The 26,687-nt window shown below is 61.3% G+C and carries 27 protein-coding genes, 1 tRNA gene and 1 pseudogene; 10 read left to right on the top strand and 19 right to left on the bottom strand.

Annotated features, from left to right (window positions below; translation table 11 throughout):
• Window positions 1-41 precede the first annotated feature (41 nt).
• The 7 genes from NKJ72_RS18880 to NKJ72_RS18850 form a co-directional block, all read right to left on the bottom strand.
• Complete coding sequence (locus NKJ72_RS18880; protein ID WP_352478877.1) at window positions 42-869, bottom strand: ABC transporter permease; 828 nt, start codon at window positions 867-869, stop codon at window positions 42-44.
• Window positions 866-1,579 carry an ABC transporter permease gene (locus NKJ72_RS18875; protein WP_254817256.1) on the bottom strand — a complete coding sequence of 238 codons (714 nt, stop codon included), beginning with the start codon at window positions 1,577-1,579 and terminating at the stop codon, window positions 866-868. Before NKJ72_RS18875 ends, NKJ72_RS18880 begins: the two co-directional genes overlap by 4 nt.
• Window positions 1,580-1,697: 118 nt before the next feature.
• Window positions 1,698-2,480 carry an ABC transporter substrate-binding protein gene (locus tag NKJ72_RS18870; RefSeq protein WP_254817255.1) on the bottom strand — a complete coding sequence of 261 codons (783 nt, stop codon included), beginning with the start codon at window positions 2,478-2,480 and terminating at the stop codon, window positions 1,698-1,700.
• A 212-nt stretch (window positions 2,481-2,692) separates the two neighbouring features.
• Window positions 2,693-3,202, bottom strand: coding sequence for a molybdopterin-guanine dinucleotide biosynthesis protein B (gene mobB, locus NKJ72_RS18865; RefSeq protein WP_352478876.1), 510 nt, complete (start codon window positions 3,200-3,202; stop codon window positions 2,693-2,695).
• Complete coding sequence (mobA, locus tag NKJ72_RS18860) at window positions 3,199-3,828, bottom strand: molybdenum cofactor guanylyltransferase MobA (RefSeq protein ID WP_352478875.1); 630 nt, start codon at window positions 3,826-3,828, stop codon at window positions 3,199-3,201. Before mobA ends, mobB begins: the two co-directional genes overlap by 4 nt.
• Window positions 3,829-3,893: 65 nt before the next feature.
• Window positions 3,894-4,814: a DMT family transporter gene (locus tag NKJ72_RS18855; RefSeq protein ID WP_352478874.1), complete on the bottom strand. Its 921-nt coding sequence runs from the start codon at window positions 4,812-4,814 to the stop codon at window positions 3,894-3,896.
• A 124-nt stretch (window positions 4,815-4,938) separates the two neighbouring features.
• Window positions 4,939-5,295: a hypothetical protein gene (locus tag NKJ72_RS18850; protein ID WP_352478873.1), complete on the bottom strand. Its 357-nt coding sequence runs from the start codon at window positions 5,293-5,295 to the stop codon at window positions 4,939-4,941.
• A gap of 258 nt (window positions 5,296-5,553) precedes the next feature.
• Here NKJ72_RS18850 and NKJ72_RS18845 point away from each other — a divergent pair, with 258 nt between their 5' ends.
• Complete coding sequence (locus NKJ72_RS18845) at window positions 5,554-6,543, top strand: hypothetical protein (protein WP_352478872.1); 990 nt, start codon at window positions 5,554-5,556, stop codon at window positions 6,541-6,543.
• Window positions 6,544-6,799: 256 nt separating this feature from the next.
• Here the strand turns inward: NKJ72_RS18845 and moaA are convergent, their stop codons facing one another.
• Window positions 6,800-7,795, bottom strand: coding sequence for a GTP 3',8-cyclase MoaA (gene moaA / locus NKJ72_RS18840; protein ID WP_352478871.1), 996 nt, complete (start codon window positions 7,793-7,795; stop codon window positions 6,800-6,802).
• 198 nt (window positions 7,796-7,993) lie between these two features.
• On the opposite strand from moaA, the gene NKJ72_RS18835 reads away from it, so the two are divergent.
• On the top strand, window positions 7,994-8,347 hold the full coding sequence (locus NKJ72_RS18835; protein ID WP_352478870.1) for a gamma-butyrobetaine hydroxylase family protein: 354 nt from the start codon (window positions 7,994-7,996) through the stop codon (window positions 8,345-8,347).
• A 17-nt stretch (window positions 8,348-8,364) separates the two neighbouring features.
• Here the strand turns inward: NKJ72_RS18835 and NKJ72_RS18830 are convergent, their stop codons facing one another.
• Window positions 8,365-8,793 (bottom strand): nuclear transport factor 2 family protein, encoded by a 429-nt coding sequence (locus NKJ72_RS18830; RefSeq protein ID WP_352478869.1) that lies wholly within the window; start codon window positions 8,791-8,793, stop codon window positions 8,365-8,367.
• Window positions 8,794-8,954: 161 nt separating this feature from the next.
• Here NKJ72_RS18830 and NKJ72_RS18825 point away from each other — a divergent pair.
• A pseudogene (locus NKJ72_RS18825) lies at window positions 8,955-9,567 on the top strand (pyridoxamine 5'-phosphate oxidase family protein).
• A gap of 27 nt (window positions 9,568-9,594) precedes the next feature.
• On the opposite strand, the gene NKJ72_RS18820 reads toward NKJ72_RS18825, so the two are convergent.
• Window positions 9,595-10,047 (bottom strand): MarR family winged helix-turn-helix transcriptional regulator, encoded by a 453-nt coding sequence (locus NKJ72_RS18820; protein ID WP_254817243.1) that lies wholly within the window; start codon window positions 10,045-10,047, stop codon window positions 9,595-9,597.
• Between the two features lie 47 nt (window positions 10,048-10,094).
• Between NKJ72_RS18820 and NKJ72_RS18815 the strand changes: the two genes are divergently transcribed.
• Window positions 10,095-11,003, top strand: coding sequence for an alpha/beta hydrolase (locus NKJ72_RS18815; protein WP_352478868.1), 909 nt, complete (start codon window positions 10,095-10,097; stop codon window positions 11,001-11,003).
• A gap of 35 nt (window positions 11,004-11,038) precedes the next feature.
• On the opposite strand, the gene NKJ72_RS18810 is transcribed toward NKJ72_RS18815, so the two are convergent.
• Window positions 11,039-11,653: a TetR/AcrR family transcriptional regulator gene (locus tag NKJ72_RS18810; RefSeq protein WP_352478867.1), complete on the bottom strand. Its 615-nt coding sequence runs from the start codon at window positions 11,651-11,653 to the stop codon at window positions 11,039-11,041.
• A gap of 98 nt (window positions 11,654-11,751) precedes the next feature.
• Here NKJ72_RS18810 and NKJ72_RS18805 point away from each other — a divergent pair, with 98 nt between their 5' ends.
• A complete protein-coding gene (locus NKJ72_RS18805) occupies window positions 11,752-12,498 on the top strand; it encodes a 3-oxoacyl-ACP reductase family protein (RefSeq protein WP_352478866.1) in 747 nt (248 codons plus the stop codon).
• A gap of 223 nt (window positions 12,499-12,721) precedes the next feature.
• Window positions 12,722-14,614, top strand: coding sequence for a L,D-transpeptidase family protein (locus tag NKJ72_RS18800; RefSeq protein ID WP_352478865.1), 1,893 nt, complete (start codon window positions 12,722-12,724; stop codon window positions 14,612-14,614).
• A gap of 11 nt (window positions 14,615-14,625) precedes the next feature.
• On the opposite strand, the gene NKJ72_RS18795 is transcribed toward NKJ72_RS18800, so the two are convergent.
• The 4 genes from NKJ72_RS18795 to NKJ72_RS18780 all read right to left on the bottom strand — a co-directional run bounded on the left by NKJ72_RS18795 (window position 14,626) and on the right by NKJ72_RS18780 (window position 16,560).
• The gene (locus NKJ72_RS18795) at window positions 14,626-15,102 is read right to left on the bottom strand and encodes a hypothetical protein (protein ID WP_352478914.1); all 477 of its coding nucleotides are present in this window, start codon (window positions 15,100-15,102) and stop codon (window positions 14,626-14,628) included.
• A 127-nt stretch (window positions 15,103-15,229) separates the two neighbouring features.
• Window positions 15,230-15,481: a PepSY domain-containing protein gene (locus NKJ72_RS18790; RefSeq protein WP_352478864.1), complete on the bottom strand. Its 252-nt coding sequence runs from the start codon at window positions 15,479-15,481 to the stop codon at window positions 15,230-15,232.
• Window positions 15,482-15,699: 218 nt separating this feature from the next.
• Window positions 15,700-15,774 (bottom strand) — tRNA-Val (locus tag NKJ72_RS18785).
• Window positions 15,775-15,876: 102 nt separating this feature from the next.
• Window positions 15,877-16,560, bottom strand: coding sequence for a phosphoglycolate phosphatase (locus NKJ72_RS18780; protein WP_254817239.1), 684 nt, complete (start codon window positions 16,558-16,560; stop codon window positions 15,877-15,879).
• Window positions 16,561-16,704: 144 nt separating this feature from the next.
• Between NKJ72_RS18780 and rpiA the strand changes: the two genes are divergently transcribed.
• From rpiA to gor, 3 genes are all read left to right on the top strand, one after another.
• Complete coding sequence (gene rpiA, locus NKJ72_RS18775) at window positions 16,705-17,436, top strand: ribose-5-phosphate isomerase RpiA (protein ID WP_352478863.1); 732 nt, start codon at window positions 16,705-16,707, stop codon at window positions 17,434-17,436.
• Window positions 17,423-18,001 carry a DUF2059 domain-containing protein gene (locus NKJ72_RS18770; RefSeq protein WP_352478862.1) on the top strand — a complete coding sequence of 193 codons (579 nt, stop codon included), beginning with the start codon at window positions 17,423-17,425 and terminating at the stop codon, window positions 17,999-18,001. Before rpiA ends, NKJ72_RS18770 begins: the two co-directional genes overlap by 14 nt.
• Window positions 18,002-18,118: 117 nt before the next feature.
• Complete coding sequence (gene gor, locus NKJ72_RS18765; RefSeq protein ID WP_352478861.1) at window positions 18,119-19,507, top strand: glutathione-disulfide reductase; 1,389 nt, start codon at window positions 18,119-18,121, stop codon at window positions 19,505-19,507.
• A gap of 52 nt (window positions 19,508-19,559) precedes the next feature.
• Here the strand turns inward: gor and mgtE are convergent, their stop codons facing one another.
• Window positions 19,560-20,918: a magnesium transporter gene (gene mgtE / locus NKJ72_RS18760; protein WP_352478860.1), complete on the bottom strand. Its 1,359-nt coding sequence runs from the start codon at window positions 20,916-20,918 to the stop codon at window positions 19,560-19,562.
• Between the two features lie 271 nt (window positions 20,919-21,189).
• A complete protein-coding gene (locus NKJ72_RS18755) occupies window positions 21,190-23,079 on the bottom strand; it encodes an ABC transporter ATP-binding protein/permease (protein WP_352478859.1) in 1,890 nt (629 codons plus the stop codon).
• Window positions 23,080-23,620: 541 nt separating this feature from the next.
• On the opposite strand from NKJ72_RS18755, the gene NKJ72_RS18750 reads away from it, so the two are divergent.
• Complete coding sequence (locus tag NKJ72_RS18750; RefSeq protein WP_352478858.1) at window positions 23,621-24,055, top strand: hypothetical protein; 435 nt, start codon at window positions 23,621-23,623, stop codon at window positions 24,053-24,055.
• 16 nt (window positions 24,056-24,071) lie between these two features.
• Here the strand turns inward: NKJ72_RS18750 and NKJ72_RS18745 are convergent, their stop codons facing one another.
• Together NKJ72_RS18745 and NKJ72_RS18740 are read right to left on the bottom strand one after the other, a co-directional pair.
• Window positions 24,072-24,749, bottom strand: a complete 678-nt coding sequence (locus NKJ72_RS18745; RefSeq protein ID WP_254817233.1) for a DsbA family oxidoreductase — start codon at window positions 24,747-24,749, stop codon at window positions 24,072-24,074.
• A gap of 23 nt (window positions 24,750-24,772) precedes the next feature.
• On the bottom strand, window positions 24,773-26,593 hold the full coding sequence (locus NKJ72_RS18740; RefSeq protein WP_352478857.1) for an extracellular solute-binding protein: 1,821 nt from the start codon (window positions 26,591-26,593) through the stop codon (window positions 24,773-24,775).
• Window positions 26,594-26,687: the final 94 nt, after the last annotated feature.

The following is a 26,687-nucleotide window of genomic DNA, read 5'->3' as shown; positions in this document are numbered from 1 at the left end:
GCTTTGCGGTCTTCTTACCGGATCAGACAAGGCGATGGGAGTCAGCGGTGCAGATGGATGGTGATGCGGCGTTCGATCCACTCAACGCCGTGGCGCAGTGTTTCAACGATGACCAGATAGATGATCGCCGCCCAGATATACGACTGGAACTCGAACGTGCGCGCATAGGTGAGCTTTGTAATCCCCATCAAATCGTAGACCGTGATGATGGCGACGATTGCCGAGCCCTTGATCATCAGGATGATCTCGTTGCCATAGGGGCGCAGCGCCACAATCAACGCCTGCGGCAGGATGATTTTCCACATCGTCTGTAGTTTATGCAGGCCGAGCGAGGCGGCACCTTCCCATTGGCCCCGCGGCACGCTCTCGATCGCGCCACGCAAGATCTCGGCCTGGTACGCGGCCGTATTCAGCGAAAAGGCGAAGATCGCGCAGTTGAACGCTTCGCGGAAGAAGCCCCATAGTCCGACCATCTCGAGCTCCGGCCGGAAGGAGCCGACCCCGTAGTAGACCAGGAAGGTCTGCGCCAACAGCGGCGTGCCGCGAAAGAAATAGACATAGGCATAGGCGAACCCCGAAAGGATCGGGTTCTTCGACATGCGTGCATAGGCGATCGGTACCGACAGGATCGCGCCAAGCACAATCGAGATGGCAACCAGCAACAGGGTGATGCCGAGGCCGGATATGTAACCGGGTGCATATTTCTGGAAGAACTCCGGGTTCCACGCAGCGACCAGGTAGACGACCATGCCAATGCCGAGAGCGATCCACAGGCCGACCAGGACATGGCCGAGGATGCGTTGGCGCGACCAGCCGCGTGCGGGCGGCGGCGGCCGGTCGACCTTCAGCGCGTCGGTGGCAAGGCTCATCTCTTGACCTCGCTGCCGCCGACCGCTCGTTCGATCGCGTTGATGCCGAAGGAGGAGACGATCGCCAGCAGGAGATAGATCAGGCCGGCAAAACCGTAAAACAGGAACGCGTGCTTGGTGACGCGAGCGGCAACCCCGCTCTGGCGGAGGATCTCGTTGAGGCCGACGGCCGAGACGAGGGCGGTGTCCTTGAGCAGGATAAGCCAGAGATTGGCAAGTCCGGGCAACGCGATGCGGATCAACTGCGGCAGCACGATCAGCCGCATAGTCTGGCCGCTGGACAGGCCAACCGAATAGCCTCCCTCATATTGCCCTTTTGGAATGGCGCGGAACGCGGATAAAAACACCTCGCTGGAATAAGAGGAAAAAATGAAGCACAGCGCGATCATACCGGCGACGAAGCTGTTGACGTCGGCGGACGTTCCGGGGCTCACCAGCCGGACAAAGTACTGCAGGATCAATGGGATGCCGAAGAAGATCAGAAACAGCGTGAGCAGCTCGGGTATTCCGCGAAAAATCGTGGTGTAGATGTTCCCGGCCAGTCTCAGCGACGGCTCTTCCGACTGTTTGGCCAGCGCCACGAAAAAGCCGAGCGTCAGCCCGAAGGGCAGAGTGGCCAGCGCAAGACATACCGTAACAAATACACCCGCAGCGATATCGTCGAGCCAGCCTTCGGGTCCCCAACTGAGAAGCGTCAGTGCGCTCTGCATCCGCCTGCCTGTTCTCCTTGAGGCTCTTTGAGACCCGTACCGCATCACCCCTGGTGCGCGGCAACCTTATAAGAACGGCGGGAATCTCCCGCCGTTCACGTCTTCCTATGTCGGTCGATCAGGATTCGCCGCCATAAACATCATATTTGAAGTATTTGTCGTTGATTTCCTTGTACTTTCCGTTTGCGCGGATGGCGTCGATCGCCGCATTGAACTTGTTGACGAGGTCGGTCTCGCCCTTGCGCACGGCAATGCCGGCGCCCGGACCGTGGATTTCGATAACCGGCTTGATTGTGCCGACCAGCTTGCAGCAGGCGCCGTCCGGCGAATCCAGCCATTGCTGCAGCACGACGACGTCGTCATTGGCGGCATCGAGCCGACCATTGGCCAGATCGAGCTGGTATTCCTGTGCGGTCGGGTACGGCTTGACCGTGCTTTCGGTATAAGTCTTGGTCGAATAGTTGAAATGCGTGGTGGACGCCTGCACGCCGATCGTCTTGCCGGCCAAATCTTCCTTGGTGACACCCTTGATGTCGGTGTCCTTGGGCGCGGCGATCGCCGGCGGCGTATTGTAATATTTGTGGGTGAAGTCGACCTTCTCGGCGCGTTCCGGCGTGATCGACATCGACGCGACGATGGCGTCGAACTTGCCTGCCTGAAGGGCTGGAATGATGCCGTCCCAGTCCTGCGCGACGAAGGTGCACTTCACCTTCATCTCGTCGCACAGCGCCTTGGCGATGTCGATATCAAAGCCCACGAGTTGGCCGTCGGCGGTGAGGTTGTTGAATGGCGGATACGCTCCCTCGGTGCCGATCCTCAAGGTTTTTTCCTGGGCCTGGGCAACGCCAAGCGTCAGCAGCGCAGCCGAAGCGGCGAGCGCGATACGCAGTGCAATACGCATAATGGTCCTCTCTGTTGGTCCCGGCCGTCGTTCCCGAACGGCTCTGTGGGCGGTGCTTTTGACCGCCCGCTGGCGCGATACTCCCATTGTTTCCCAAGAAAAAGCAACTGCAAAAACCGTCGCTTGAGGGAAGGTCATGTTCAGAAAACGGTGACGCTGGGTCAAACGCCTAGATGGAGAGAAAGTGGCCGGAACCCCCTGCGGCCGCGATCTCAGCGCGTCAGGCCGGTGGCGCGCTCGATGAAGTCAGCTATCGAATTCGTGTCGTCGAGATCAAAGGCCGGCAGGTCTTCGCCGACAACGTGGAAGTCGGAGGCGATGGCGACAATGTGTGGATCGGCTGCAGAGAGCGGTGTCCGGTCCTTGGCCTCGAGCCGTCGCGTCTCGATTTTCTTGTGCGCCTCGCGCTTGTAACCCTCGACCAGCACGATATCGGAGGGTGCCAGCCGTGACAGGATCGCGTCCAGCGTCGGCTCGTCCTCGCCGCGCAATTCGTGCATCAGCGCCCAGCGCCTGCCCGACACGACCGCGACCTCCATCGCTCCCGCCTGCCGGTGGCGAAAGCTGTCCGCTCCGGGTTTGTCGATGTCGAAATCATGATGGGCGTGTTTTACCGTCGACACTTTCCAGCCGCGCCGGACGAGCTCGGCCACCAGCTTTTCGGTCAATGTCGTCTTGCCGGAGTTCTTCCAGCCGGTGATGCCAAAGATACGTCTTTTCATGGCTCGATGCTCTGCAACAGATGCGCGGCCTGGGCAAGGTCGTCGGGAGTGTTGATGTTGAAGAACGGATCGATCTCGGCTCCGCCGGATTTCAGGATGGGAAATTCCACCTCGACAAAACCGTGCCGGTCGATGAACGCCGCAACGCGCCGGTTGTCTTCCTCGACGAGAAATTGTCGCAAGGCCTGATCTAACCCTAGCGGCCACAGTGCAAAGGTCGGATGTCGTTTTCCGCCGGAACAGGAGACCGCGATAGAGCCCGGGCGCGCATAGGCTGCCGCGAGCAGCCGCTCGACCATGTCCTTGGGCAGGAAAGGCGTATCGCCGGCAGCCGTGACCAGCGCCTGGCAGGCCGTGTCGGAAGCCCATTCGAGGCCGGTCAGTATCCCGGCAAGCGGCCCGGCATAACCTTTGACGGTGTCGGCAAGCACCGGAAGCCCCGTCGCGGCAAACCGTGTCGGATCGCCATTGGCGTTTAGCGCAAGCGGGCCGACCTGCGGGCCAAGGCGCGAAACGACACGGTCGAGCAGGGTGCCGTCGCCAAGCGCAAGCAGGGTCTTGTCGCCGCCACCCATCCGGCTCGATCGGCCGCCGGCCAGAATGATCCCTGCGATATGTCGGCCCATCGTTTGCTGCCTAGACCCAATGACCAAAATCCAGTTTTCAAATCGGACAGTCGTCGACAGTCATCCTATATGCCGTCCGGCGCCATGTCCGGTCCAGTGCTTTCGGCGGCTGTTTTTCGCCGGCCGACGATCCGTTCGCGGTAGAGTGCATAGAGGCCTGAGGCGATGATGATCGTGGCACCGACGATCATCGGCAGATCCGGGACATCGCCGAAGATCGTGAAGCCAAGCAGGATCGACCAGAGCAGGGCGGTGTAACGGAACGGCGCGATGAAGGAGATATCGCCCACCCGCATTGCCGTGATGATGGAGTGGTAGCCGATGAGCACGAGCACTGCCGCCAGCGCCAGAAACGCCGTGCTTTGTCCTGTCATCGGTGTCCAACCGCCCATCGGTGAAAGCAATGCCGCGCCCAGAAACGTCATGGCAAGGGCGGTGGCGCTCGACACCAGCAATGTCGGAATTGCCTGCGGTATCCGCTTGGTGGCGAGATCGCGCACCGCACAGCATGCCACGCTGGCCAGCGCCAGCAGAGAAAAGACGCTGAACCCTTCGAAGCCCGGCCGCACGATGATCAGCACGCCGGCAAAACCGACGGCAATAGCCAGCCAGCGCCGCCAGCCGACGCCCTCGTTGAACACAAGCGCTGCGCCCATCGTTACCGCCAGCGGCAGCGCCTGCAGCACGGCGGAGACATTGGCGATCGGAAGATGCGCCAGAGCAACCAAGAACGACACCGTGGCGCCGGCCTCGCTGGCAACGCGCAGCGCAACGGTCGGCTGCAGCATCGAACCTGGCCGGGCAAGCGCGCCGCGTTGCCACGCAAGCAGGCCAACGAAAAGCGAAGCGAAGGCGCCGCGGATCAGCATGACCTGCGCCATGTTCATCGATTCCGACGAGAATTTGGTGATAGCGTCGTTGAGGGTGAAACCAGCCATGGCCACCATCATGAACAACGCGCCGCGCAGGTTTGGCGAAAGAGGCAAGGCAGATTACCGGGTGAATCCTGCAGCAAGCGTCTAGCAGGCACCCGCAAAACAGCAACGTCAAAGGGCTGGGCCACAGCCTTTTCTATGGCCCGTAACATCTGTCGCGCAAGAGCGGCAGGGCTTATTTGGGCGTCAGTACCTCGGTGCCGTTGCCTTCCTTACCGGCAATCGTCCACAGGCCACGCAGCGAGCCGTCGTCCTGCACCTTGTAGACGACAAGACCGACCGCCTTGCCCATGACATAACCGGCGGAGAAGGCATCGTCGTTGCGCATGCAGATGCCGTCCGAGGACGAGCCGCCCGTCTCCCAATGGATCGTGCAGGTCGTCTCGCTGGTCAGCGTGATCGTCGCGTTGCCACCATAGGACGATCCATCGAAATTGGTGCCGGCCACGGCATAGGTGCCGCCGATCGACTGGGCCGCCGCGGGCAGGGCCGCGAGGCTGAGCAATGCAAGAGAAAGAATGAGTTTGCGCATATCGTATTCCCCCACTGGGCGAAGAACCGCTCCAGAGCAGAGGCTAGGCTCGAATGGGCTTGCGGTAAATCCGGTGACCGTTTGCGGACAAGACCTTTTCTGGGTGTGACCCCGAAAGGTGCCCTTTTAAAGGTTCGGTTCGGATAGCAAATCGATCACACTGCCGCTCGAGGAAAATTCTCGACGAGATCAATTTGCTCGGCAAGAGTCGCCAAATTGGTCATTGTAGGCCTCTGATCTTGTCCGGGGAGGTGGTCCATGACGAATGCACGAGGCAATGCGGCCAGGCTTGGCACAGGCAGCAGGCGGCACGTTTCGTCGGCTTTCCGGTTCTCTTCTGCACTGGCGGTCATCTTCATGGCGATAGCGCCTGCGTTGGCCGAGAACGGCGCTTCGGCGTCGGCAGTCGAACGGATGTCCACGCCGGGTCACGAAGCGAATGAGCTCGCTCGCCGCATCGGGAAATGGAACGTCGTCAACACGATCTGGCCAACCCCCGGTGCGCAGCCGATCGTGATGACCGGGCTGGTGGCCGAACGTACGATGATCGGCCCCTTCATGCAGGAGGTGATGCGCCCGGCGCCCGGGTCGAAAAGCCCGGACTTCCAGCGGATAGCCTATTTGAGCTATGACCGGGTGGAGGGCCGCTGGAAGTATGTCTCCATGGACACCCGTTTCCCGGCAGGGATCATGCCCGCCTGGAGTTTTGGTGGCGAGGAGGACGGCAAGATTTCACTGCTTTTCGAGCCGCTTGGTTTCGTCGGCTTCGGGCCCGAGGTCGAAGGGCGATTCACGGCCTCCGATTTCATCATTTCCAGGGACGGCGACAATCACGAAGTGGCCGAGCAACACTTCCTCCAGGCCAATGGCAGCGGCAAACAATGGCTTGCCGTACGATACGACTACACGCGCCAACAACCGGGACTCGCAAGCAAAAACAATAGGCTGCGAATAAGTTCTGACGTTGCCGGATGCTCACGGTCCCTTGAGGCTACCGGCGATCGCATCGACGAGCGGGTCGTATTTCGATTTCAGGGCTCGCGGGTAGTCGATCCAGACCGTGCGGATGACACCGTCTTTTCCGAACAGGCGGCGTTCGTAGAAGATGTTCCCGCCTTTGATGCCCGACAGCACCGCCCAGTCCTTGCCGGTCTTGCTGTAGGTGATCCTGTAGCCAGGTTCCTTGCTGGCCCTCTCGGCGGAGACGAAGGCTGTCGGGGTGTCATCATCGACATTGAGAATGCCTGAACAGATCAGGCTGGCGCCATCAGCAGTGAGCCACTGTTGTCCATCACCATTATCCGGCTCAGGCTGGCGAAGAGTGAAGATTTCATCCGGAAAGGTGCAGACGGTACCGAAGCGCTCGTTCGTATAGGTAAATGACGCGGCAACTGCCACGGTCCCCGCCATCACTCCGAAAAACGTCAGGACTACAAGAAACCGCTGCACGCCTTGCCTCGCGCTGATACCAAGGCGATTGTTCTTGCACGAAATCGGCTAAAAATCAGCCGCCGGTGACGCTCATATGCCGCGACACCGACGGACGGTTGGTGCGGCGATCGATGATGAAGTCATGGCCTTTGGGCTTGCGGTCGATTGCTTCGTCGATGGCATCGGCGACCAGCTCGTTGCCTTCCGACGCACGCAGTGGCGCGCGCAGGTCTGCGGCATCTTCCTGGCCGAGGCACATGTAAAGGGTGCCGGTACAGGTCAGCCGGACCCGGTTGCAGCTTTCGCAGAAATTATGCGTCATCGGCGTGATGAAGCCCAGCCGCCCCCCGGTCTCGGCGACATGGACGTAGCGGGCCGGGCCACCGGTCTTGTAGGGAATATCGCTCAGCGTGAATTGGCGCTCGAGTGCTGCACGCAGCAGCGACAGCGGCAAATACTGATCGGTGCGGTCGGCATCGATCTCGCCCATCGGCATGGTTTCGATGACCGTCAGATCCATGCCGCGGCCATGCGCCCAGCGTAGCATGTCCGGCAATTCGGCGTCATTGAAGTCCTTCAACGCCACCGCGTTGAGCTTTACCTTCAGCCCGGCCGCCTGCGCGGCGTCGATGCCATCCATGACCTTGTCCAGATTGCCCCAGCGGGTGATCTGTCGAAATTTGTCGGCATCGAGAGTATCGAGCGAGACGTTAATGCGTTTGACGCCGCAGTCGGCGAGCTCGGCGGCAAAGCGGGAAAGCTGCGATCCATTGGTGGTCAGCGTCAGCTCTTCCAGCGCACCGCTCTCGAGATGCCGCGAAAGCTGGCGCACAAGATGCATGATGTTCTTGCGTACCAGCGGCTCACCGCCGGTGAGGCGGAGCTTGCGCACGCCCTTTTCGATGAAGACCGTGCAGAGCCGGTCGAGCTCTTCCAGCGACAGCAGGTCCTTCTTGGGCAGGAAGGTCATGTCCTCGGCCATGCAATAGGTGCAGCGAAAATCGCAGCGGTCCGTAACCGACACGCGCAGGTAGGTGATCGTGCGACCGAAAGGATCGATCATATCCATGCTGTACGCTTCCCGTGGCCGTGAACGGCTTCGTTATATATAGCTATGTGATACGAGCCAACTTGCCATTCAAGATATCAGCTCGCGATCTCCGGTAACATTCCGACGCCGACAGATCATGTCGGAACTTTCGATGCGGCCTTTTCCCTCGACACGAAGCGGCGTAGGGAAGGGCGGTTCTTCGCAGGATCCACCACCATGACAGCGCCGAAGGAACTCAGGGTCTCGAAAGATCGCAAGCTGCTTTCCGTGACCTTTCCGGGACATCAGCCGTTCGAGTTGCCGGCCGAGCTTCTGCGGGTCGCCTCGCCATCGGCCGAGGTGCAGGGCCATTCGCCCGAACAGCGCGTCACCGTTCCCGGCAAGCGCAATGTGGCGATCCTGAAGATCGAGCCGGTCGGCAACTATGCCGTGCGCATCACCTTCGACGATTTCCACGACACCGGTATCTTCACCTGGAACTACCTGCATACGCTGGGTCATGAGAAGGACGCACGCTGGGTCGCCTATCTCGCCGAGCTGGAAGAGAAGGGGCTGAGCCGCGACCGCTGAATGGTTTCGCGGTATGCTCAGCGCAGGATCACCAGTATCTCGCCGGTGTCATAGTAAAACGGCGTGCCTTCGATCAGTCGGTCATCCTTGAAGCGCAAGACTTCGGCAAACGGCTGTATGATTGTTGCACCAGTGGCTCGCGACGTCAGCGAAAGCATGCAGCTCATGAACACCACGTTATCGTTCTGGGCGGTTTGAAGATCCTCCACCGCCACGTCGCTCCAGATTTCCCGCATGTTGCGGAAAAGAGCGCCAACGCCGTCGAGGCCATTCCAGTCACCGGCATAGGGCAGGGACTGCGGCTCATGCACCACAATCTCGGCATGGAATGCGCTGGCAAGCACATCGAGGCTTTCCGACCCTGATTGCAGGAAACGCATTTCAACATTGAACATGTTTTCAATAAGTTCCATGGCGGTGCGTCGCCGGTCGAGCGGTTTATCCATTTTCGGTCTCCGTATCCGTCGGTGCGATTGTGTAGGTGAAAGCGGTTTGCCCTTCTTCGCGTTGCCTCGACACCCGTTTCCTGATGACCGGCAAGCGGGCACGATGTCGTGAAAACGTCATGCATCTGGAGTAGCGCCGGCAAAGCTTTGGAGACGAAAACATGTCCATGATCACCAGTGTCGAACAGCTCGAAACGCTCTATGGCCTGCCTGGCGAGGGCGTCGGTGGTCAAAGAACTCGATCAGCTGATTCCCGAATACGCAGCTATCATCGAGGCTTCGCCGTTCGCCGTGCTCGCAACCTGCGGGCCTGAAGGGCTGGACTGCTCGCCGCGCGGCGATCTCGCCGGCTTCGTCCGCATCCACGATCCGAAAACGGTGATGATGCCAGACCGGCGCGGCAACAACCGTGCCGATTCGCTAAGGAACATCCTTCGCGATCCGCGCGTCGCGCTCCTGTTCCTGGTGCCGGGTTCCGGCACGACGCTGCGCGTCAATGGCCGCGCCCACATCACCACCGATGCCGCGCTCTGCGACTCGTTCGCAGTCGAGGGCAAGCCGGCGCGCTCGGTGACGGTCATCGAGGTCGATGCGGTCTATTTCCAGTGCGCCCGCGCCATCCACCGGTCGGAGCTGTGGAATCCGGCAAGGCATGTCGACCCGAGATCGCTGCCGACTCCCGGCCAGATCCTGGAAATCACTAGCCGCAAGAACATCGACGGCGAGGTCTACGACAAGGAATGGCCGGAGCGCGCGAAAAAATCGATGTGGTGAAGCACTTGTTGGTGGAGCACTGGGCTGTCAAGCGGTCTTCAAAACCTCGGCAACCCTACGCATCTGTTCGCCGATCATGTCGCATTGTTCCGGCGTCGATTGGCTCATCGCCTTCTCGATCAGCGCCATATGGACCTTCAGCGCCTGCATCAGCAGTGCCTCGCCGGCCTCGGTCAACGTCAGTCGCAGCACGCGCTTGTCCTTCTCGTCGCCCTCGCGGCGCAGCAGGCCGCGCGTCTCCAGCTGCGGCAAAAGCATGGTGATGTTGGAGCGACCGACCAGCAGCCGGCGAGCGAGGTCGTGCTGCGACATGCCGGGATGACGGTAGAGGTTCATCAGCACGTCGAGCTGCGCCGGCTTCAGGTCGAGCGGCGCCAGCTTCACCGCCAGGGTGCGTTCCAGCACGTGGCATGCGCGCGCCACCGCCACCCAGTTGCGAAAGCGCGGGTTGTCCCAGGGCAGGTCTTGCTTAATGTTCATGTTTGAACTATTATGTTCATGCTTGAACCAATGAATGGATTGCCACTATGGCATCATTTGGACTGAAGGTCATCCGCGGCACGTTCGGAGTGGCTGAGCATGTGGCACCGCGACTCACCGGGCGCGCTGCATTCGAGCTGTTCTGCCGCACGCCGCACGAGAAGAGCTTGAGTGAAGGCGAGCGCCGCGCAATCGATCGCGCCGCCGATTTCATGACCCAGGCACGACATCACCGGCTAAAGACCAGAACCGGCTGCGTCATGGTGCATGAATTCCGGCCCGAGCCGGGCAGGGCCACTGCCGGCACCGTGCTCGTCATCCATGGTTGGCGTTCGCGCACCGAATACATGCGCACGCTGATCGAGGCCTATCGCGATGCTGGCTATAAGGTCGTCTCGCTCGACCTGCCGGGCCACGGCCAGTCGCAGGGCCGCCGGCTTACCCTGGTCAATGCGGTCGATGCGGCACGGGTTGCCGGCGAATGGTTCGGGCCGTTTGCCGCGATCGTCGGCCATTCCTTTGGTGGTGCCGTTGCCGCCAATGCAGTTGCCGGTTCAATCAGGAACATCCCGCGATTGGCGGCCGGGCGACTGGTGCTTATCGCTGCGCCGAGCTCCCTGCCGGCAATCTTTGCTGATTTCAGTCGCATGCTGAATGTCGGCTCGCGCTCGCAGGTCGCCATGGCCGACCGGGTCGAGCGTATCGCCGGCCGGCCGTTGCACGAGTTTACCGGTGATCGCCAGCTGGCAAGCACGCTACTGCCGACGCTGGTGATCCACGCGCCGGACGACCGCGAAGTGTCCGCCGATCATGCAAGGCTCTACGCGCGCGCCGGAGACCATGTGCGGCTGTACTGGGCCGACGGGCTCGGCCACCGCCGAATTCTCGCCGACAGGGGTGTGGTGGAGCGTGCCGTTGGCTTCGTTGCCGGCAGGCTGGAGCCGTCTCTGCAGTGATCTGAATGTCTGTTCTTGTCTGCCGGGTTCGATCGTCACGCCGCCCCGGTGCCGGCCATCGCTATCCAAGCCGCCATTGCCCCGGCCACCGTCGCCAGAAGGGCCGAGCGCGACGCGCCGTCGCGCGCCTGGATCGACATGCCGTGCTGCACGGTGGCGTAGAAGGTCGCGGCCGTACCGCAGTCGAAATCGGCCGGCAACTCTCCTTCGGCCACGCCACGCTCGAAGCGTCTCAGCAAGGCTTCGCGGTTTTCGGCGCGGCGACGGCGCAGATCATCACAGATGGCGCCGCGGCTTGAGTCCTGGTGCAATGCGCCGAGCGCGATAAGGCAGCCTTGCGGACGACCGGTCTGTGAATAGGCCCTGGCAGTCTGCCGCAGGAACCGCTCGACGGCCTGGCGCGCGGTCGGCGCCTTTTCCAGCGCGGACCAGATCTCGGTTCCCTCGACCCGCGTGTAAAGCTCGGTTGCCTCGAGAAACAGCGCTTCCTTGCTGCCGAAGGCGGCATAGAGGCTGGGTGAGTTGATGCCCATTGCAGCGGTCAGATCGCTTATCGACGCGCCCTCATAACCCTTGAGCCAAAACACTTCCATTGCGCGCCGCAAGGCGGCGGCTCGATCGAAGGTGCGGGGGCGGCCTCGTTCCGGCATGGTATCCTTTCTGTATTGATCGATACATAATTCAGTTGACGTGGTTCAGCAAGGCTGGCAGATATTTATGTATCAATCACTACAAAATGGAGAAGCAGATGTCATTCAGAAGCTTGAACGGCAAGGCCGCCCTCGTCACCGGCGGCAGCCGCGGCATTGGTGCGGCGATCGCAAGAAGGCTCGCGGCCGACGGCGCAGGCGTGGCGATCACCTATGTGAATGGTGAGGAAAGGGCACTCGCGGTGGTCAGGGAAATCGAGGCGGCCGGCGGCCGGGGCTTTGCCATCAAGGCCGACAATCGCGATGCTGCGGCGATCGAGGCGGCAGTCGATGAGGCAGCAAAAGCCTTCGGACGGCTCGACATCCTCGTCAACAGCGCCGGCATCTGGCGCGCTGCGCCGATCGATGCTCTGTCGCTTGCCGACTTCGATGAGACGATGGCGGTCAACCTCAGGGCCCCGTTCGTCGCCGTCAAGGCGGCAGCAGCACATATGGGCGAGGGTGGCCGGATCATCTCGATCGGCAGCAATCTGGCCGAGCGTGCCACCGACGCCGGCCTGAGCGCTTATTCGGCCAGCAAGGCTGCCTTGGTTGGCCTGACCAAGGCCTTTGCCCGCGATCTCGGTCCGCGCGGCATCACCGCCAATGTCGTCCATCCGGGGTCGACCGATACCGACATGAATCCGGCAGCCGGCCCGCACGCCGAGCATCAGCGCCAGAAGATGGCGATGCCTCGCTTCGGAACGGCCGACGAGATCGCCGGCATGGTCGCCTGGCTTGCCGGTCCCGAAGGACGCTTCGTGACAGGCGCGGCATTGACCATCGACGGCGGCGCAAACGCGTGAGACTTGGTCACTGGACGGTTGCCGTTCTGGCCGAGGACGGCGACGGATTCGCTTGACCCGTCACGACCTTGTGAAACCGTTCTGCAACAGACGTTCCGAAATTTATGGAAGCTTAACGAAATCAGTATGAATCAGTGTAGTCACGCCTTACATCCGCCATGGGGTGGGCGAGACCGTGAAAGCGGTGCGGAACGGGATCCGGTTCAACCGGAGCGGGTGATCCATGAAACTCCTTGGAAACAAAGCAACCGTGCTGCCGTTCGCGGTGGCCGCGGCAATGCTGGCCTTCGGGACGCCGCAGGTTGAAGCGCAAGGGTTCTTCGACATGCTTTTCGGCGGCGGCGTCAAACACGCAGCGCCGAAAGGTAACTTTCCGCCGCCACCGTCAAAATACAAGCCCAAGGCGCCAGCCGCTTCCGGTGGGGGTGGTGGTGCGCAAATCAGCAGCCCGTCCTATTACACCTACAAGAGCGATCCGCTGGTGCGCGTCGATTTTTCGGCACTGTCGGCAGCGCCTGAACCGGCAACGCCTCAGGATGCTGCATTCGAGCCGACGGCCACCGGGGCTGCATTCCGCGAAGCCATTGCCGGGCTCGACGGCTATGATCTCTACGCCGAGAAGGACATCGCCAAGGCGCTGATCGCGTACTACTCAGCCAATCCGGATTTCATCTGGGTGACGGGAACCAGTCCCAACAGCCGTGCCGAGGATGCGGTGCGGGTGCTGGGCGAGGCCGCGAGCTACGGCCTGACGCCCGCCGACTACACCGTCGAAGTTCCGGCAGCAGGCGCATCGGCGGGCAATGCCGACGAGCGCCTGAAAGAGCTGGTTCGCTTCGAGATGGCGATGTCGGCCCGTGTCCTGCGCTACGCACGTGACGCACAAAGCGGCCGCGTCGATCCCAACCGCATCACCGGCTACTACGATTTTCCGCCGAAGCCGCTCGACATGGAAGGGGTACTGAAGACGCTGGCCCATACCCAGCAAGTGCGCACTTATCTCGAATCACGGCATCCACAGAATTCCGAGTATCAGGCGCTGCGCGTCGAACTGGAATCGCTACAGGCCAGCGCCGAGGACGAGATCGTCGTCGATCCCAATCTGCTGTTGAAACCGGGGCAGACCAGCCCCGAGCTGCCGAAGCTTTTGACAAGGATCGCGCGCAATCTCGATGACGAGATGGGCGGTGCCTATGGCGAGGTGCTGGCGAGGCTCGCCACCAGCGAGGTCTACGATCCGGAACTGGTGCCGGTGATCAAGGCGGTGCAGAAACGGGCCGGCATGAAAGGCGACGGCGTCATCGGCCCGCGTACCGTCGCATCGTTGGCCGGAACGTCCAAGGCCGACAAAATTCAGAAGGTTCGGGTCGCGCTCGAGGAATTGCGCTGGCTGCCTTCCGACCTCGGCAGCCCGCGCGTCTTCATCAACCAGCCGGCTTTCACCGCGAGCTATATCGACGACGGCGAGGAGAAGCTGAAGACCCGCGCCGTGGTCGGCAGGCCCACCAACCAGACTGCTTTCTTCTATGATCAGATCGAGCAGGTCGACTTTCATCCCTATTGGGGCGTGCCGCAGTCGATCCTGGTCAACGAGATGTTGCCGCGGCTGCGGCGCGATCCTGGCTATCTCGACCGCGCCGGCTATGAGGTGGTCAATGCCCGCGGCAAGCGCATTCCCTCATCCTCGGTCAATTGGGGTGCCTATGGCGCAAAGATACCCTACGGCGTGCGCCAGCTGCCGAGCGAGGCCAATGCGCTGGGCGAGCTGAAGATACTGTTTCCCAACAAGCACGCCATCTACATGCACGATACACCGCAGAAGTCATTTTTCCAGCGCGACATGCGCGCGCTCAGCCATGGTTGCGTTCGCTTGCAGGATCCGCGCGGCATGGCGGCTGCCGTGCTCGGCACCCCGGTCGACTACATCGAGGACAGACTGAAACACGGACATTCGACCGAGGACGTGACACGCAAGATCCCGGTCTATGTCGCCTATTTCACCGCATGGCCGGACCTGTCCGGCAAGGTCGAATACTTCAACGACGTCTACGGCCGCGATACAAGGCTGCAGCAGGCGCTCGACAGCACGGAAGCGGTGCGTTCGCCGGCAAGCTGAGAGATACGGTTCTAGCGCTGAAACAGTGGGCGCCGGAAACCGGCATCGCGTCCGGCGATGAGCCAGTAGACCAAGCCCGCGACAACGCCTGCCGCGGCAATGATGCCGATATCGGCCCAGCGCTCCGGGTCCGTGTCGTCCGGTACACTGGGCCAGATCAAGGCGAAGCCGCCAACCGCGGCCGCCGCGCCGAAGACCATGTGCAGCCAAAAACTGCGCAGCGAGAAAAACTCGGCAATCAGTGCGAAGATCAGCGTCTGCAGGCCGGTCATCACAATCGTCAGAAAATAGATGAACATGCCGAGCGGCGGCAACAGCAGCACCGCAACGGGGGTGACACCCATGACGTCGAAATAATTCGGCGCGTTTGGCAGCGAACTCAGCCCGCCATAGATCGCCGCCACCGCGATCAGCCCAACCAGTACCGCTATGAAATAACCCGCGAGCATCATCAGAAAGCGTTTCAATACGTGCTTTACCGTCGCCATGCCCACCCCCGCGCGCAATGATAGCACCCAGTCAGCCATCAAAGTCATATCTACGCAAGGGTGTGCCGAAGGCCGGGGGCCTTCGAGGAGCGCCATTTTTTAGAATCTGGACCGTTGGCGCCCAGCTTCATTTCGGCGCGGCTGTCACCGGATCATAGGTGATTTCGACTTTGGCCTTGTCGTTCGTGTAATAAATGACGGTGTAGGCGCCGCTGTCCCAATCGATTTCCTTGATGTAGCGGAAGTCGTCGCGCTGCTCGACCTTGGCGATGATTTCCGACAGCTTCTTGGCATTCTGCGGCGGCACCGGATTTTCGTTCGCGGCAAAGGCCGATCCGCCGACAAGCAGCACGGCGGCCGCCAAAACAAGTCTGGACATGGCTTTCCCTCACATTTCGATGAGCAGAAACTCATCTACATACGGGTTTGTTCCCGGACTCGGGCTTGTGGATCGTCCAGACCGGCAATTGTGCCGAGCGTAAGTGTGCCAGTCAGTCTTATAGCTTGCGGAAAAGCGCACGGAAAACCAATGCGATCATGCGCTGGTTCTCGATCACGGCAGCATTCCCCGTCGGTGATGGCTAAGTGCTTGAAAGATGGTGGGCGATGCAGGGATTGAACCTGCGACCCCACCCGTGTGAAGGGTGTGCTCTCCCGCTGAGCTAATCGCCCGCTCGTTGCCCGAAGGCCAAGCGCGCCGCGATATAAGGGAGGCCGGCCTGCGAAGTCAACCACTTGTCGGCCGTCACCTGGCGGTCTGGGCTATCGCCGGCTTCAGCCCTCCGCCGCGGCCATCAGCCCTTGTACCAGATCGAGCGTCAGCGAATCGAAATGCGAGATCACCGCCGACGGTTCGAACTCCCGCACATGACGATCGGTGTAGCCGAAATCGACTGCCACTACCGGAATGCCGGCGGCCTTTGCCGTGTCGATGTCTGTCTGCGAATCACCGACCATCAGTGCACGGTGCGGATCGCCGCCGGCACGCGCGATGGTCTGCGTGAGATGGCGCGGGTCGGGCTTGCGGAACGGAAAACTGTCCTGGCCGCAGATCGCCGCGAAATGCCTGGTCATACCGAGCGCCTCGATCAGCGCCACCGAATTGGCCTCATATTTATTGGTGCAGATGGCCAGCAGGTAACCGGCTGCCTCGAACCGTGCGATCGCCTCGGGAACGCCCGGGTAGGGGCGCGACTTGCCGGGAATGTTAACGGTGTAATGGTCCAGAAACAGCTTTAGCAGCCGATCGTGCTCCTCCACGGCCAGCGACCTGTGCTGCGCTGCATGGGCGCGCTCGATCATCACGCGGCCGCCATGGCCGACGAAACGCTTGAAGCCGGCTTCGTCTACGGCCGCGAGCTGGCTGGCGGCAAGGCTGTGGTTGAGACTGTCGAGCAGGTCCGGCGCCGTGTCGATCAGCGTCCCGTCGAGGTCGAACACGATGGTCGGTCGGGTCATGGCCTGTCCTGTGACGATTCGATTGCCGGCAGGCGATAACCGCTGCGGCCCGTTCAGGCAAGCCGGCTTATCCACCGCAGGCAAGGTCCTTTGACCCGCTCGGCAAAAATGCTACGAGCGCCGAAACAAATCTTGGGGCCCGGCATGGATGCGAGGCAATTGAAGGTTGAGGCCGCGCGGGCAGCGCTTGCCCATGTCACGGATGGCATGCGGCTCGGCATCGGCACCGGCACGACAGCGGATGAGTTCGTGCGGCTGCTCGCCGACAAGGTCGCCACCGGCCTGACTGTCATCGGCGTGCCGACCTCGGAGCGCACCGCCGTCCTTTGCACCCAGCTTGGTGTGCCGCTGTCGACCCTCGAGGAAACACCGGAGCTCGACCTCACCATCGACGGCGCCGACGAGATCGATCCGGCGCTGACATTGGTCAAGGGCGGCGGTGGCGCGCTGCTGCGCGAGAAGATTGTCGCGGCGGCCTCCGCCCGCATGATCGTCATCGCCGACAGCTCCAAGATGGTCGAGATGATCGGCCGTTTTCCGCTGCCCATCGAAGTCAACCGGTTTGGCCTGCGCGCCACCGAAATTGCGGTTGGCGCGGCGGCTGCAAACCTGAGCCTTTCCGGCCCTGTTACATTGAGGATGACGGGGAGCCAGCCATTTGTTACAGACGGCGGCCATTTTATCCTCGATGCATCTTTTGGCCGCATTCCGGATACAAGAGCGCTTTCGAATGCTCTCCACGCTATTCCCGGCGTGGTCGAGCATGGTCTTTTCATCGGGCTGGCGACAACGGCCATCATAGCCGGCGGCGACGGCATCCAAACCGTCCATGCCGCCCGAAAACCAAGGAGTTTTACCGATCATGATGTTGCATAACCGGGTTGGCCGCTTTTTTGCCATTCTGGCGGCCTCGGCCGTTTTCGCGTTTTCGTCGCCGGCGTTTTCGCAGGACGTCACTGATGCGCATCTGAAGGCGGCGCGTGCCGCGGTCGCGGCGATCCATGCGACGGATACGTTCGACAACATCCTGCCGCAAGCGGCCGCGGCGCTCGAGCAGCAGCTGATCCAGAAGAACCCGGACATGCAGGAACTGATCGCCAAGACGATCAACGAGAAGGCGATGGCCTTGGCATCGCGCCGCGCCGACCTGGAAAAGGAAGCAGCGCTTGCCTACGCAAAGGTGTTCTCGGAAAAGGAACTCAATGAAATCGCCGCCTTCTACAATTCCGATTCCGGCAAGAAGCTGCTCGACAACGGCCCGATCGTGACGCGCGAACTGGTGAAGGCTGCCGAGATCTGGCAGAACGGCCTGGCTCGCGATCTCGCCCAGCAGGTCGGCGAGACCCTGGGTGCAGCGGCGAATGCCAAGGCGCAGGCTGCACCTGCCGAGGGTGCCGCCCCGTCAGACGGGGCTGCTCCCACGGACGCCACGCCGAATTGATCGGGGACTTCCGAGTGGCCTGACCGCCACTGGACCAGAAAGCCCGGCAAGTCCGGGCTTTTCTTTTGGTGGCTGGCAGCCTACCTGTCTCGTTGTTTGAGGGGCAGGAGCTGGACCATGGCCGGTTACGACTACGATCTTTTCGTCATCGGCGGCGGCTCCGGCGGGGTGAGGGCGGCGCGCGTCGCTGCCCTACTCGGCAAGCGTGTCGGCATTGCCGAGGAATTCCGCTACGGCGGCACCTGCGTGATCCGCGGCTGCGTGCCGAAGAAGCTTTATGTCTACGCCTCGCAATTCCCCGAGCATTTCGCCGACGCTGCCGGTTTTGGCTGGACGGTGCCTGAGGCGCATTTCGACTGGCAGAAGCTGGTCGCCAACAAGGACCGCGAAATCAGCCGGCTGGAGGCCGTCTACAAGAAGAACGTGCACGGCGCCGGCGGTGAGGTCTTTCATTCGCGCGCCACCCTGGTCGATCCGCATGTGGTGCATCTTCTCGGTGAGGATCGCACCGTTACCGCCGACCAGATCCTGATCGCTACCGGCGGGCGCCCGGCGCCGCATCCGGCGTTGCCCGGCCATGAGCACTGCATCTTTTCCAACGAAGCCTTCGACCTCAAGGAGCTGCCGAAGGCAATCATGATCGAGGGCGGCGGCTATATCGCCGTCGAATTCGCCAACATCTTTCATGGGCTGGGCGTCGACACGACTCTGGTCTATCGCGGCAAGGAGATACTCAGCCGCTTCGACATGGACCTCAGACGCATGCTGCACGAGACGATGGAAAAGAAGGGGATAAAAATCCTCTGCCACGCCGTGTCCGCGTGGGTCAGGAAGCGCCCTGACGGCCGGCTCGACGCGCTTGTCACCGGCGGCACCGTGCTGACGGTCGACCAGGTCATGCTCGCCATCGGCCGCATTCCCAATACCGAGAACATGGGGCTGGAAGGCGTCGGCATCGAGATGACCAAAACCGGGGCAATCCAGGTCGACGAATACTCCCGCACGAACATCGACAACATCTGGGCGATCGGTGACGTTACCCACCGCGTGCAATTGACGCCGGTGGCGATCCACGAGGCGATGTGCTTCGTCGAGACCGCCTTCAAGGACAATCCGATGGCGCCCGACCATGACACGATCGCTACCGCAGTCTTTTCACAGCCCGAGATTGGCACGGTCGGCCTGTCGGAGGATGAGGCGGCAAAGCGCTTTTCGGATCTTGAAATCTACCGCGCCACCTTCCGGCCGATGCGGCACACGCTTTCCGGCCGCGATGAAAAGATGCTGATGAAGCTGGTCGTCGACGGCGCGTCGAAAAGAGTCCTCGGCGCCCATATCCTCGGGCCGGACGCCGGCGAAATGGCGCAGCTTCTCGGCATACCGCTGAAGGCCGGGCTGACCAAAGATGATTTCGATCGCACCATGGCGGTGCATCCGACCGCGGCGGAAGAACTCGTCACCATGTACAAACCGACTTACCGGGTGAGGGATGGTGAGCGCGTCTGACGCGACGACGACCGTCGCGGCAACGAGATTGCCGCGATGGAAGTGCGTGATCTTACAGCAACGTTCCGCGCAGGATCACAAGCGCCACAGAAAAATAGATCACCAGCCCGGTGACGTCGACCAGCGTGGCGACGAACGGGGCTGATGCGCTGGCCGGGTCGAAGCCGACGCGCTTCAGGGCGAACGGCAGCATTGATCCAGACAGCGAGCCGAAGGCGACGATGCCAACCAGCGTGGCGCCGATCGTCATTGCGATCAGCGGCCAGTGCGGGCCGTAGTCGTAGAAGCCGAAATATTGCCAGAGCGCGATGCGGCAGACGCCGACTACGCCAAGGATCGAGCCAAGCACCAGGCCGGTGGGCAGCTCCCGCAGGGCCACCCGCCACCAGTCGCCAAGGCCGATCTCGCGCAGCGCCAGGGCTCGGATGACGAGCGAGGTCGCCTGCGAGCCGGAATTGCCGCCGGAGCTCATGATCAATGGAATAAACAGGGTCAGCACGATCGCCTTTTCCAGCTCGCCCTCGTAGCTCTGCATCGCGTTGGCGGTCAACATCTCGCTGATAAACAGCGCACACAGCCACCCGGCGCGCTTCTGGATCATCGCCAGAAAACCCATCTTCATATAGGGCTCGTCGAGAGCCTCCATGCCGCCGAAACGATGCACGTCCTCGGTCGTTTCCGAGATCATCGTATCGATGATGTCGTCGATGGTGACGATGCCGAGGAGCTTGCCGTTGTCCACGACCGGGACGGCGAGCAGATCATATTTGGAGATCAACTGAGCAACCTTTTCACTATCGGTCAGCGGTGAAACAGTGATAGGCGCACGATCCGGCGCTATTGCCATGATCAGTTCGTCGGGTTCGCCAGCGATCAGTCGACGCAGGCTGGTCGAGCGCAACAGGACCTGCGTTTGCGGATCGACGATGTAGATCGCGTAGACGGTTTCGCGCGTCCGCTCGACCTTGCGAATGTAATCCAGCGTGCGGGCAACGCTCCAGTCCGGCGGCACGCCGACATATTCAGTCGTCATGAGCGAGGCGGCGCTGCCCTCGGGGTAGCCGAGAATAGCAAGCAGCGTCGCGCGCAGCGGTGGCGCCAGGCCGCCGAGCAGCTCGGAACGAGCCGGTTCGTTCAGATCGCGCAGTATGTCGGCGGCGCGGTCGACCGACATGGCGGCAAGCAGTCTGCCTGCCTTGATGCGGGGTAGTGCCTCGACGAGTTCGGATGCGCCGTTGAGCTTCGGCTGGTCGAAGATCTCGACCAGCCGCTCGAACGGCACTTCGCAAAGCAGCTCCGATGCCGTCTCGCGAGGCTCCTGGTTCAGCGCCTCGACCATGTCGGCGACATGTTCGTTGGCAAGTACGCGGGCGATGGCATCGCCGCCCGCAACGGGGGAAAACTCGTTCATGGCTCACTCCTTGCCGTCCGGCAGGACGTGAGCCTGTCAGATCACGTCAAGCGGACGGCGGTTGCGTTCGACTGTGACTGTCGCCAGGCATGGCGCTGTGACCTTTCTGCTCGCGGGTTCGAGTTGAGATTCTGCAAGCCGGCGCAACATAGGAGCGTGCCTTGCCAAGTCAATCGCGAGAGCGGGTTAAAACGGCGGCAGACCGACCGGATCGCGAGACTGTGATCGGGCTACGTCACAGGCAGGCTGGATGCTGGCAATGGTGCCGCAGCTATCTCTGCTTGAGCCGGCGGGGAAAGCGCAGCCACTTGTCCTCGGCCGGCCGCGTCGGCTGCGTGAGGATGGTGGTGAGCTCGACCGGCAAGCTCGGAACCAGCGGCTTCTTGGTGGCGACGCCGTCGGCGATCGCAACGACGCTGTGGTAGAATTCGGTGCCCGCGAGCGATCTCGGTGGCGTCGCCTCATGCATGATCGAGATCACAGTTGCATCAGGGCAATTGTCCTTGATCGCCTGGTGGAAGGCGATCCGTCCATCGGGATCGAGAGCGCCAGTGGCTTCATCGAGGAACAGCAATCCCGGCTGCTGCAGCACGATACGGGCGACAACCAGTTTCTGTTTCTGCCCACCCGAGAGAACCTGATCCCAGATCTTTCCTTCACGGCTCTCATCGGCCAAATGCTCGATGAAATCGCCGAGGCCGGCCTTGTGCAGGGCGGATGCGACCTGCACGTCGGGATAATCATGCTCGGAACCCGGCAGGCAGACCAATTGCTTCAGCGAAACCTGCTGCAGCTTCACCTCCTGGGCGGCGTAGAAACTCCTGACCCCTTCCGGGAAGACGATGGTGCCGCGGCCATAGGGCCAAAGGCCGTTGATCGCCTTGATCAGCGAGGTCTTGCCGCAACCGGATTCGCCCTTCAGGAAAGTCCATTCGCCACGCCGGAAGCGCAAGTTCGCGGCACTCAGGAAGGGCGTTGCGTCCTCGCCCTGATGCGCTAGCTCTAGTTTCTGGATGGTCAGGCCGAAAACAGGGTTTTGGCGGTCGTAGCGAAAATCGGAGCGGCCGGTCTGCTGATAAAATTCCTGCGGGTGCTGAACGTTTTCGATCGCGTTTGCGAGTTCGGTGACGCGCTGGCTGTTGGCCCGCAGCGCGGCGATGGCAGGCATGACATGGATGAACCACGAGCATTGACTGATCAGCGAGTTGACCATCTCAGAGCCGGTTATGTAGCCCTTGAGATCGAACCCGTTATGGATGAAGGGAACCAAGCCTGGCCCGTAGGCGACAATGCGGGCACCGATGAAATTGTAGATCAGCTCGAACGAATTGTAGCCTGTGTTGACGATGTTCAGCCGCGCCCAGGTGCGGTCGATGTCGACATAGCGCTGGCTGTGCACTGCCTTCTGCACGTTCTCGCCTTGCGATGCGGCGACATGAAAACTGCGGCGCAGAAAGGTGATCAGCTCGCCGCGATAGCTGCCTTCGGCCTGCTGCATCCTGACATTGAGCCGTTCCAGCAGCCTGCCCAGCTTGACGGCGATCCAGGTGTTCAACGGTACGTAAGTGGCGACTGCCAGAAAGGCGAGGACGGCGCTGCCATAGCTGCCGAGGAACTCCAGCCCTTTGACCTCCGCCGAGTGTGCAAGCAGTTGCTGGCCGACGAAATACAATGAAGTAGCAACGGCCAAAACCCCCATCGCGAGGCCGATGGCGCCCCCCGTCATATCCTTGATCGATTCCTGGATGCGCTGGTCGATATTGTCGGGAGCGGCGGCACCTGACGAGCCATGCTGAGCGTGGAAATGGGTGTGATTGGAATCAAGCAGGGCTTCGTTGAACTGGCTGTCCAGCCAGCCGCGCCACTTGCGATGCAACGTTGCGGACACCAGGCTGCGGATACCGGTAAAACCCGCATCCTTGAGCAAGACCAGGAGGACAAGTATCCCGGCATTGGCCAGCAGTGTCTGAAGCGGGGTGGTGTTCGCGGCATCATGGAAAAAGGCGATCGAGTTGACCAGCTCTCCGGATGCTACGGCAAACCACACGCCTGACTTGCTGGAGAGCGCGGTGAGCAGGGCGATCACCAGCGTCAAGGTCCAGGCTTCCACCCACTTGTCCGAAAACCAGTAGGCCCGCATCAGGCCCCAGAAGCTGCGCATCGACGATACGGGCGTAAGGGGCGACTGCCTTGCGGCACCGCGGAGCCATTTTTCCGATATTGAATGTCGCGTTGGTCTATCGACCCGAATCACTATCCCGCCCAAACGATTTTTCTTTTGTTACGGACAGTAACACCAATTGATCATTTTACATTAGCTTTTCACTGGTCGCGGGTAGCTTAGCTCGCCAGCCGTTGCAGTGGAGCAACAGAATGAATGGGTCACGGCGCTATGCTGTCACGTTTCTGGGGCTGAATACCAAGGCAATTTCAACTAGTTACTTGCCTGCGCCGGAGCAGGTAGAGACCTTCCCCTAGGGAAGGTCTTCACACAGCTTTGTGAACATAGAAGCGCCGTCCAGCGGTCGATCTTCACAGCCCGAATCCGCCTTCGAGGCCAGTCCGGCGTCGTCGGCGGCCAGAACGTGACCGTATGATTCGTGGTTGAAGCTGCCATGTCAGGAACGCCTACGTTTGACAAAGATGCGCTTCGGATCGAACCTGCCGGACGCATCCAGGTTTGAACCGGGGGGAAGTTCTTCATGCTTGCACGGACATTGTTTGTGGCGATGCTCGCGATGTTTGCCTGGCTGCCGCAAACATATGCCGGCAGCCAGACCGTTCCCGCAAACGCCGAGGGACAGATCGAGTTCAACACGCCGTCCGGCAATATTGGCTGCATCTACACGCCGAAGGGCGGCACCAGCACCTACGAGCCGCAGGATGGCGGACCGGAGCTGAGCTGTTCGCGCGTCGAGCCCAGCTACGTCACCGTCGTCCTCGGCCCGAAAGGCCAGGCGACGCTGATCAAGAATCCGGGCGAGCAAGGCTGCTGCGGCGACGTCGCCAAGCTGGCCTACGGCAACAGCTGGAGCAAGGGGCCGTTTTCCTGCCAGTCCTCCACCAAGGGATTGACCTGCACCGGCAAGCATGGCCATGGCTTTTTCGTCAGCAAGGCCAAGGTGACGGTGAAGTAGTCGAAAATAGTCCGGCTCAGTTCGCCGTCTCCAGTTCGCCGCGTGCCTTGGCCGCAGCCACCTGGCGCAGCGCATCGGCAAGCGTATCGGCGTCCTGGGCGCCCATCACCGCATATTTGCCTTCAAGCAGAAAGCACGGCACGCCCGATATGCCCATGCGCGAAGCAGTGGCGATTTCGGTGCGCACCGCCTCTACATCGGCGTCCGTCGACAGAAGCGTTTCGACGACGGAGGCATCCATGCCGGCCTCGCGGGCGGCTTCGATCAGCACGGCATGATCGCCGAGATTGGCGCCTTCTTCGAAATTCAGCTGGAACAGCCGGCGCACCAGCCGGTTCTGAACGGCCTCGCCGGCCGTCCCGGCCCAGCGAATGAGCCGGTGCGCATCCAGCGTATTGGGCGCGACCTTGATGGCGTCGAAGGCAAAGGAAATCCCCTCAGCCTCGCCCAACGGCTCGATCCGGGCATGGATCTCGCGGATGCGTTGCTCGCTGCCGAATTTCGCTACCATGTAGTCGCGGCGGTTCTTGCCTTCGGGCGGAATCGTCGGGTCGAGCTGGAAGGGCCGCCAACGTATGTGAACGTCGATGTCGACGGCGGCAATCGCCTTGTCGAGCCGTTTCTGGCCGATAAAGCACCAGGGGCACACGACGTCGGAGACCACATCGACGGTAATCGAGTTCTCGTCGTTCATCTTGATCTCCTGTTCTGAAGAGGTCACTTCGGTTTGCGCCACCAGGTCGGCAACTGATAACCGTATATGGGCGTCTTTTGCAGATGTTCCAGATAGTTCCAATAAGCGAGCCATTGCTGGTTGTTGTGCTGGGTCGGCACCATGTAATTGCCTGAGATCAGCAGCCGGTCGAGGACCCGGACAGCAGCGACATAGTCCTCCTTCGAGCGAGCTCTCAACATCGCCTCGATCGCCGCGTCCACTGCTGGGTCGGCGACACCCGCTAGGTTGAACGAGCCTTCGGCCTTGGCGGCAGCGGATCCCCAGCGCCCGGCTTGCTCGATACCGGGCGACAGCGAGTTGTTGAAACCGGTCGAGCCGACCAGCACCTCGAAATCGAAACGCTGCTTGCGCGACTGGATCTGATCGCCGTCGAGGCTGCGAATGCTGACATCGATGCCGAGCTTCTCAAGCGTGCGCTGATAGATAGCGGCAAGTCGCTCTTCGTCCTGCGAGGCGGTCAGGATCTCGAAACCGAACGGCTTTCCCTGGGGATCGAGCATCGCGCCGTCCTGCACCGTATAGCCCGCGCTCTTCAGCAGCTCGAATGCCGCCTTCAGCACCTTGCGGTCCTGGCCGGAGCCATCGGTAACGGGCGGCCTGTAGGTGCCGTCCATGACATCTGCGGGCACGCGGCCGGGGTAGGGGGCCAGCAGGGCCTTTTCCTTTTCGCTGGCCGGGTGGCCGAGCGCGGACAGCTCGGAATTCTGCCAAAAACTCATCGTGCGCGTGTATTTGCCGCCGAACAGATTCTTGTTGGCCCATTCGAAGTCGTAGAGCATGCCGAGCGCGCGCCGCACGATCGGATTGGAAAATTTCGGCAGCCGCGTGTTGAACAGGAAACCGTTGAACACCGGCGGAATGCCGGTATCGAAAGTTTCGGCGATGACCTCGCCCCTGTGGAAGGCCGGAAAGTCGAGATCGCGCTCGCGTTTGACCGGGTCGCTGTCGTCGTCGATGGCGCAGATGCCTTTCTTGAACGCTTCCTGCTTGGCGTTGGCGTTGAGGAAATACTCGATGGTGATCTGGTCGTAATTGTCGAAGCCGCGCTTGGACGGCACGTCCTTGCCCCAATAGTCCGGATTGCGCTTGAACACGATGCGCTGGCCGGGCACGACTTGCGCCACCGTGTAAGGCCCGCTGCCGATCACCGGCTTCAGCGTCGTCCTGTCGAAAGTGTCCTTGTTGAACGCGTGTTTCGGGATGATCGGCGTCAGCGCAATGATTAGGGGAAATTCGCGGTCCGCCTTTTCGTTGAAGGTGAAGCGCACACTGCGGTCGCCGGTCTTTTCGAGCTTGGCGATCGCTTTCATTCGCTGGCTGTAAGGTGGCCGACCCTTCTCGGTGAAGACATCATAGGTGAACAACACGTCTTCCGGCGTCACCGGCTCGCCGTCCGACCATTTGGCCCTGGGATCGAGGTGGAATTCGATGCTCTTGCGCTCGGGATCCATGTCGGCGGTATCGGCGAGCAGGCCGTAGAGACTGAAGGCCTCGTCGTAGTTGCGCTGCATCAACGGCTCGAAGACAAGATTGCCAAAAGCTTGATCCATCATGCCGCGCGCGGTGGTGCGCAGACTTCTCAGGATGAACGGATTGAGATTGTCGAAGCAGCCGACGACACAATAGGTAATGCTGCCGCCTTTCGGCGCGTCGGGATTGACGTAGTTGAAATGATCATAGTCGGCCGGCAGCGCCGGCTCGCCCTGCATGGCAAGCGCGTGCTTCGGTTCCGACAGGGCCGGCTGCAGGGAAAGGCCGACAAACAAGATTGTGGCGATCAGCCAAACGACAACGCGGCCCATGACCGTCTCCTTCCCGATTCGATGCGCAGCATACATGAGCCGGTCGTGCACCGGCCAATCCCTCAACCCAGTCCCTCGGCCAAGATTCGCGTGG

The organism is Mesorhizobium sp. M0045, from assembly GCF_040323385.1.
In the GTDB taxonomy this organism is placed as follows: Bacteria; Pseudomonadota; Alphaproteobacteria; order Rhizobiales; family Rhizobiaceae; genus Mesorhizobium.
This window is presented reverse-complemented; position numbering and strand designations above follow the sequence as displayed.

Coding starts and splice junctions, on each gene's coding strand:
- NKJ72_RS18795 (WP_352478914.1), bottom strand. CDS start 15,102: ATGGCGACGGTAAAGCACGTATTGAAACGCTTTCTGATGATGCTCGCG.
- NKJ72_RS18870 (WP_254817255.1), bottom strand. CDS start 2,480: ATGCGTATTGCACTGCGTATCGCGCTCGCCGCTTCGGCTGCGCTGCTG.
- NKJ72_RS18750 (WP_352478858.1), top strand. CDS start 23,621: ATGCTTGCACGGACATTGTTTGTGGCGATGCTCGCGATGTTTGCCTGG.
- NKJ72_RS18740 (WP_352478857.1), bottom strand. CDS start 26,593: ATGGGCCGCGTTGTCGTTTGGCTGATCGCCACAATCTTGTTTGTCGGC.
- NKJ72_RS18755 (WP_352478859.1), bottom strand. CDS start 23,079: ATGCGCAGCTTCTGGGGCCTGATGCGGGCCTACTGGTTTTCGGACAAG.
- NKJ72_RS18780 (WP_254817239.1), bottom strand. CDS start 16,560: ATGACCCGACCGACCATCGTGTTCGACCTCGACGGGACGCTGATCGAC.
- NKJ72_RS18805 (WP_352478866.1), top strand. CDS start 11,752: ATGTCATTCAGAAGCTTGAACGGCAAGGCCGCCCTCGTCACCGGCGGC.
- moaA (WP_352478871.1), bottom strand. CDS start 7,795: ATGGATATGATCGATCCTTTCGGTCGCACGATCACCTACCTGCGCGTG.
- NKJ72_RS18850 (WP_352478873.1), bottom strand. CDS start 5,295: ATGCGCAAACTCATTCTTTCTCTTGCATTGCTCAGCCTCGCGGCCCTG.
- mobA (WP_352478875.1), bottom strand. CDS start 3,828: ATGGGCCGACATATCGCAGGGATCATTCTGGCCGGCGGCCGATCGAGC.
- NKJ72_RS18835 (WP_352478870.1), top strand. CDS start 7,994: ATGACAGCGCCGAAGGAACTCAGGGTCTCGAAAGATCGCAAGCTGCTT.
- NKJ72_RS18820 (WP_254817243.1), bottom strand. CDS start 10,047: ATGAACATTAAGCAAGACCTGCCCTGGGACAACCCGCGCTTTCGCAAC.
- NKJ72_RS18745 (WP_254817233.1), bottom strand. CDS start 24,749: ATGAACGACGAGAACTCGATTACCGTCGATGTGGTCTCCGACGTCGTG.
- gor (WP_352478861.1), top strand. CDS start 18,119: ATGGCCGGTTACGACTACGATCTTTTCGTCATCGGCGGCGGCTCCGGC.
- mobB (WP_352478876.1), bottom strand. CDS start 3,202: ATGAAAAGACGTATCTTTGGCATCACCGGCTGGAAGAACTCCGGCAAG.
- NKJ72_RS18815 (WP_352478868.1), top strand. CDS start 10,095: ATGGCATCATTTGGACTGAAGGTCATCCGCGGCACGTTCGGAGTGGCT.
- NKJ72_RS18800 (WP_352478865.1), top strand. CDS start 12,722: ATGAAACTCCTTGGAAACAAAGCAACCGTGCTGCCGTTCGCGGTGGCC.
- NKJ72_RS18770 (WP_352478862.1), top strand. CDS start 17,423: ATGATGTTGCATAACCGGGTTGGCCGCTTTTTTGCCATTCTGGCGGCC.
- NKJ72_RS18875 (WP_254817256.1), bottom strand. CDS start 1,579: ATGCAGAGCGCACTGACGCTTCTCAGTTGGGGACCCGAAGGCTGGCTC.
- NKJ72_RS18880 (WP_352478877.1), bottom strand. CDS start 869: ATGAGCCTTGCCACCGACGCGCTGAAGGTCGACCGGCCGCCGCCGCCC.
- NKJ72_RS18845 (WP_352478872.1), top strand. CDS start 5,554: ATGACGAATGCACGAGGCAATGCGGCCAGGCTTGGCACAGGCAGCAGG.
- rpiA (WP_352478863.1), top strand. CDS start 16,705: ATGGATGCGAGGCAATTGAAGGTTGAGGCCGCGCGGGCAGCGCTTGCC.
- NKJ72_RS18790 (WP_352478864.1), bottom strand. CDS start 15,481: ATGTCCAGACTTGTTTTGGCGGCCGCCGTGCTGCTTGTCGGCGGATCG.
- NKJ72_RS18830 (WP_352478869.1), bottom strand. CDS start 8,793: ATGGATAAACCGCTCGACCGGCGACGCACCGCCATGGAACTTATTGAA.
- mgtE (WP_352478860.1), bottom strand. CDS start 20,918: ATGAACGAGTTTTCCCCCGTTGCGGGCGGCGATGCCATCGCCCGCGTA.
- NKJ72_RS18810 (WP_352478867.1), bottom strand. CDS start 11,653: ATGCCGGAACGAGGCCGCCCCCGCACCTTCGATCGAGCCGCCGCCTTG.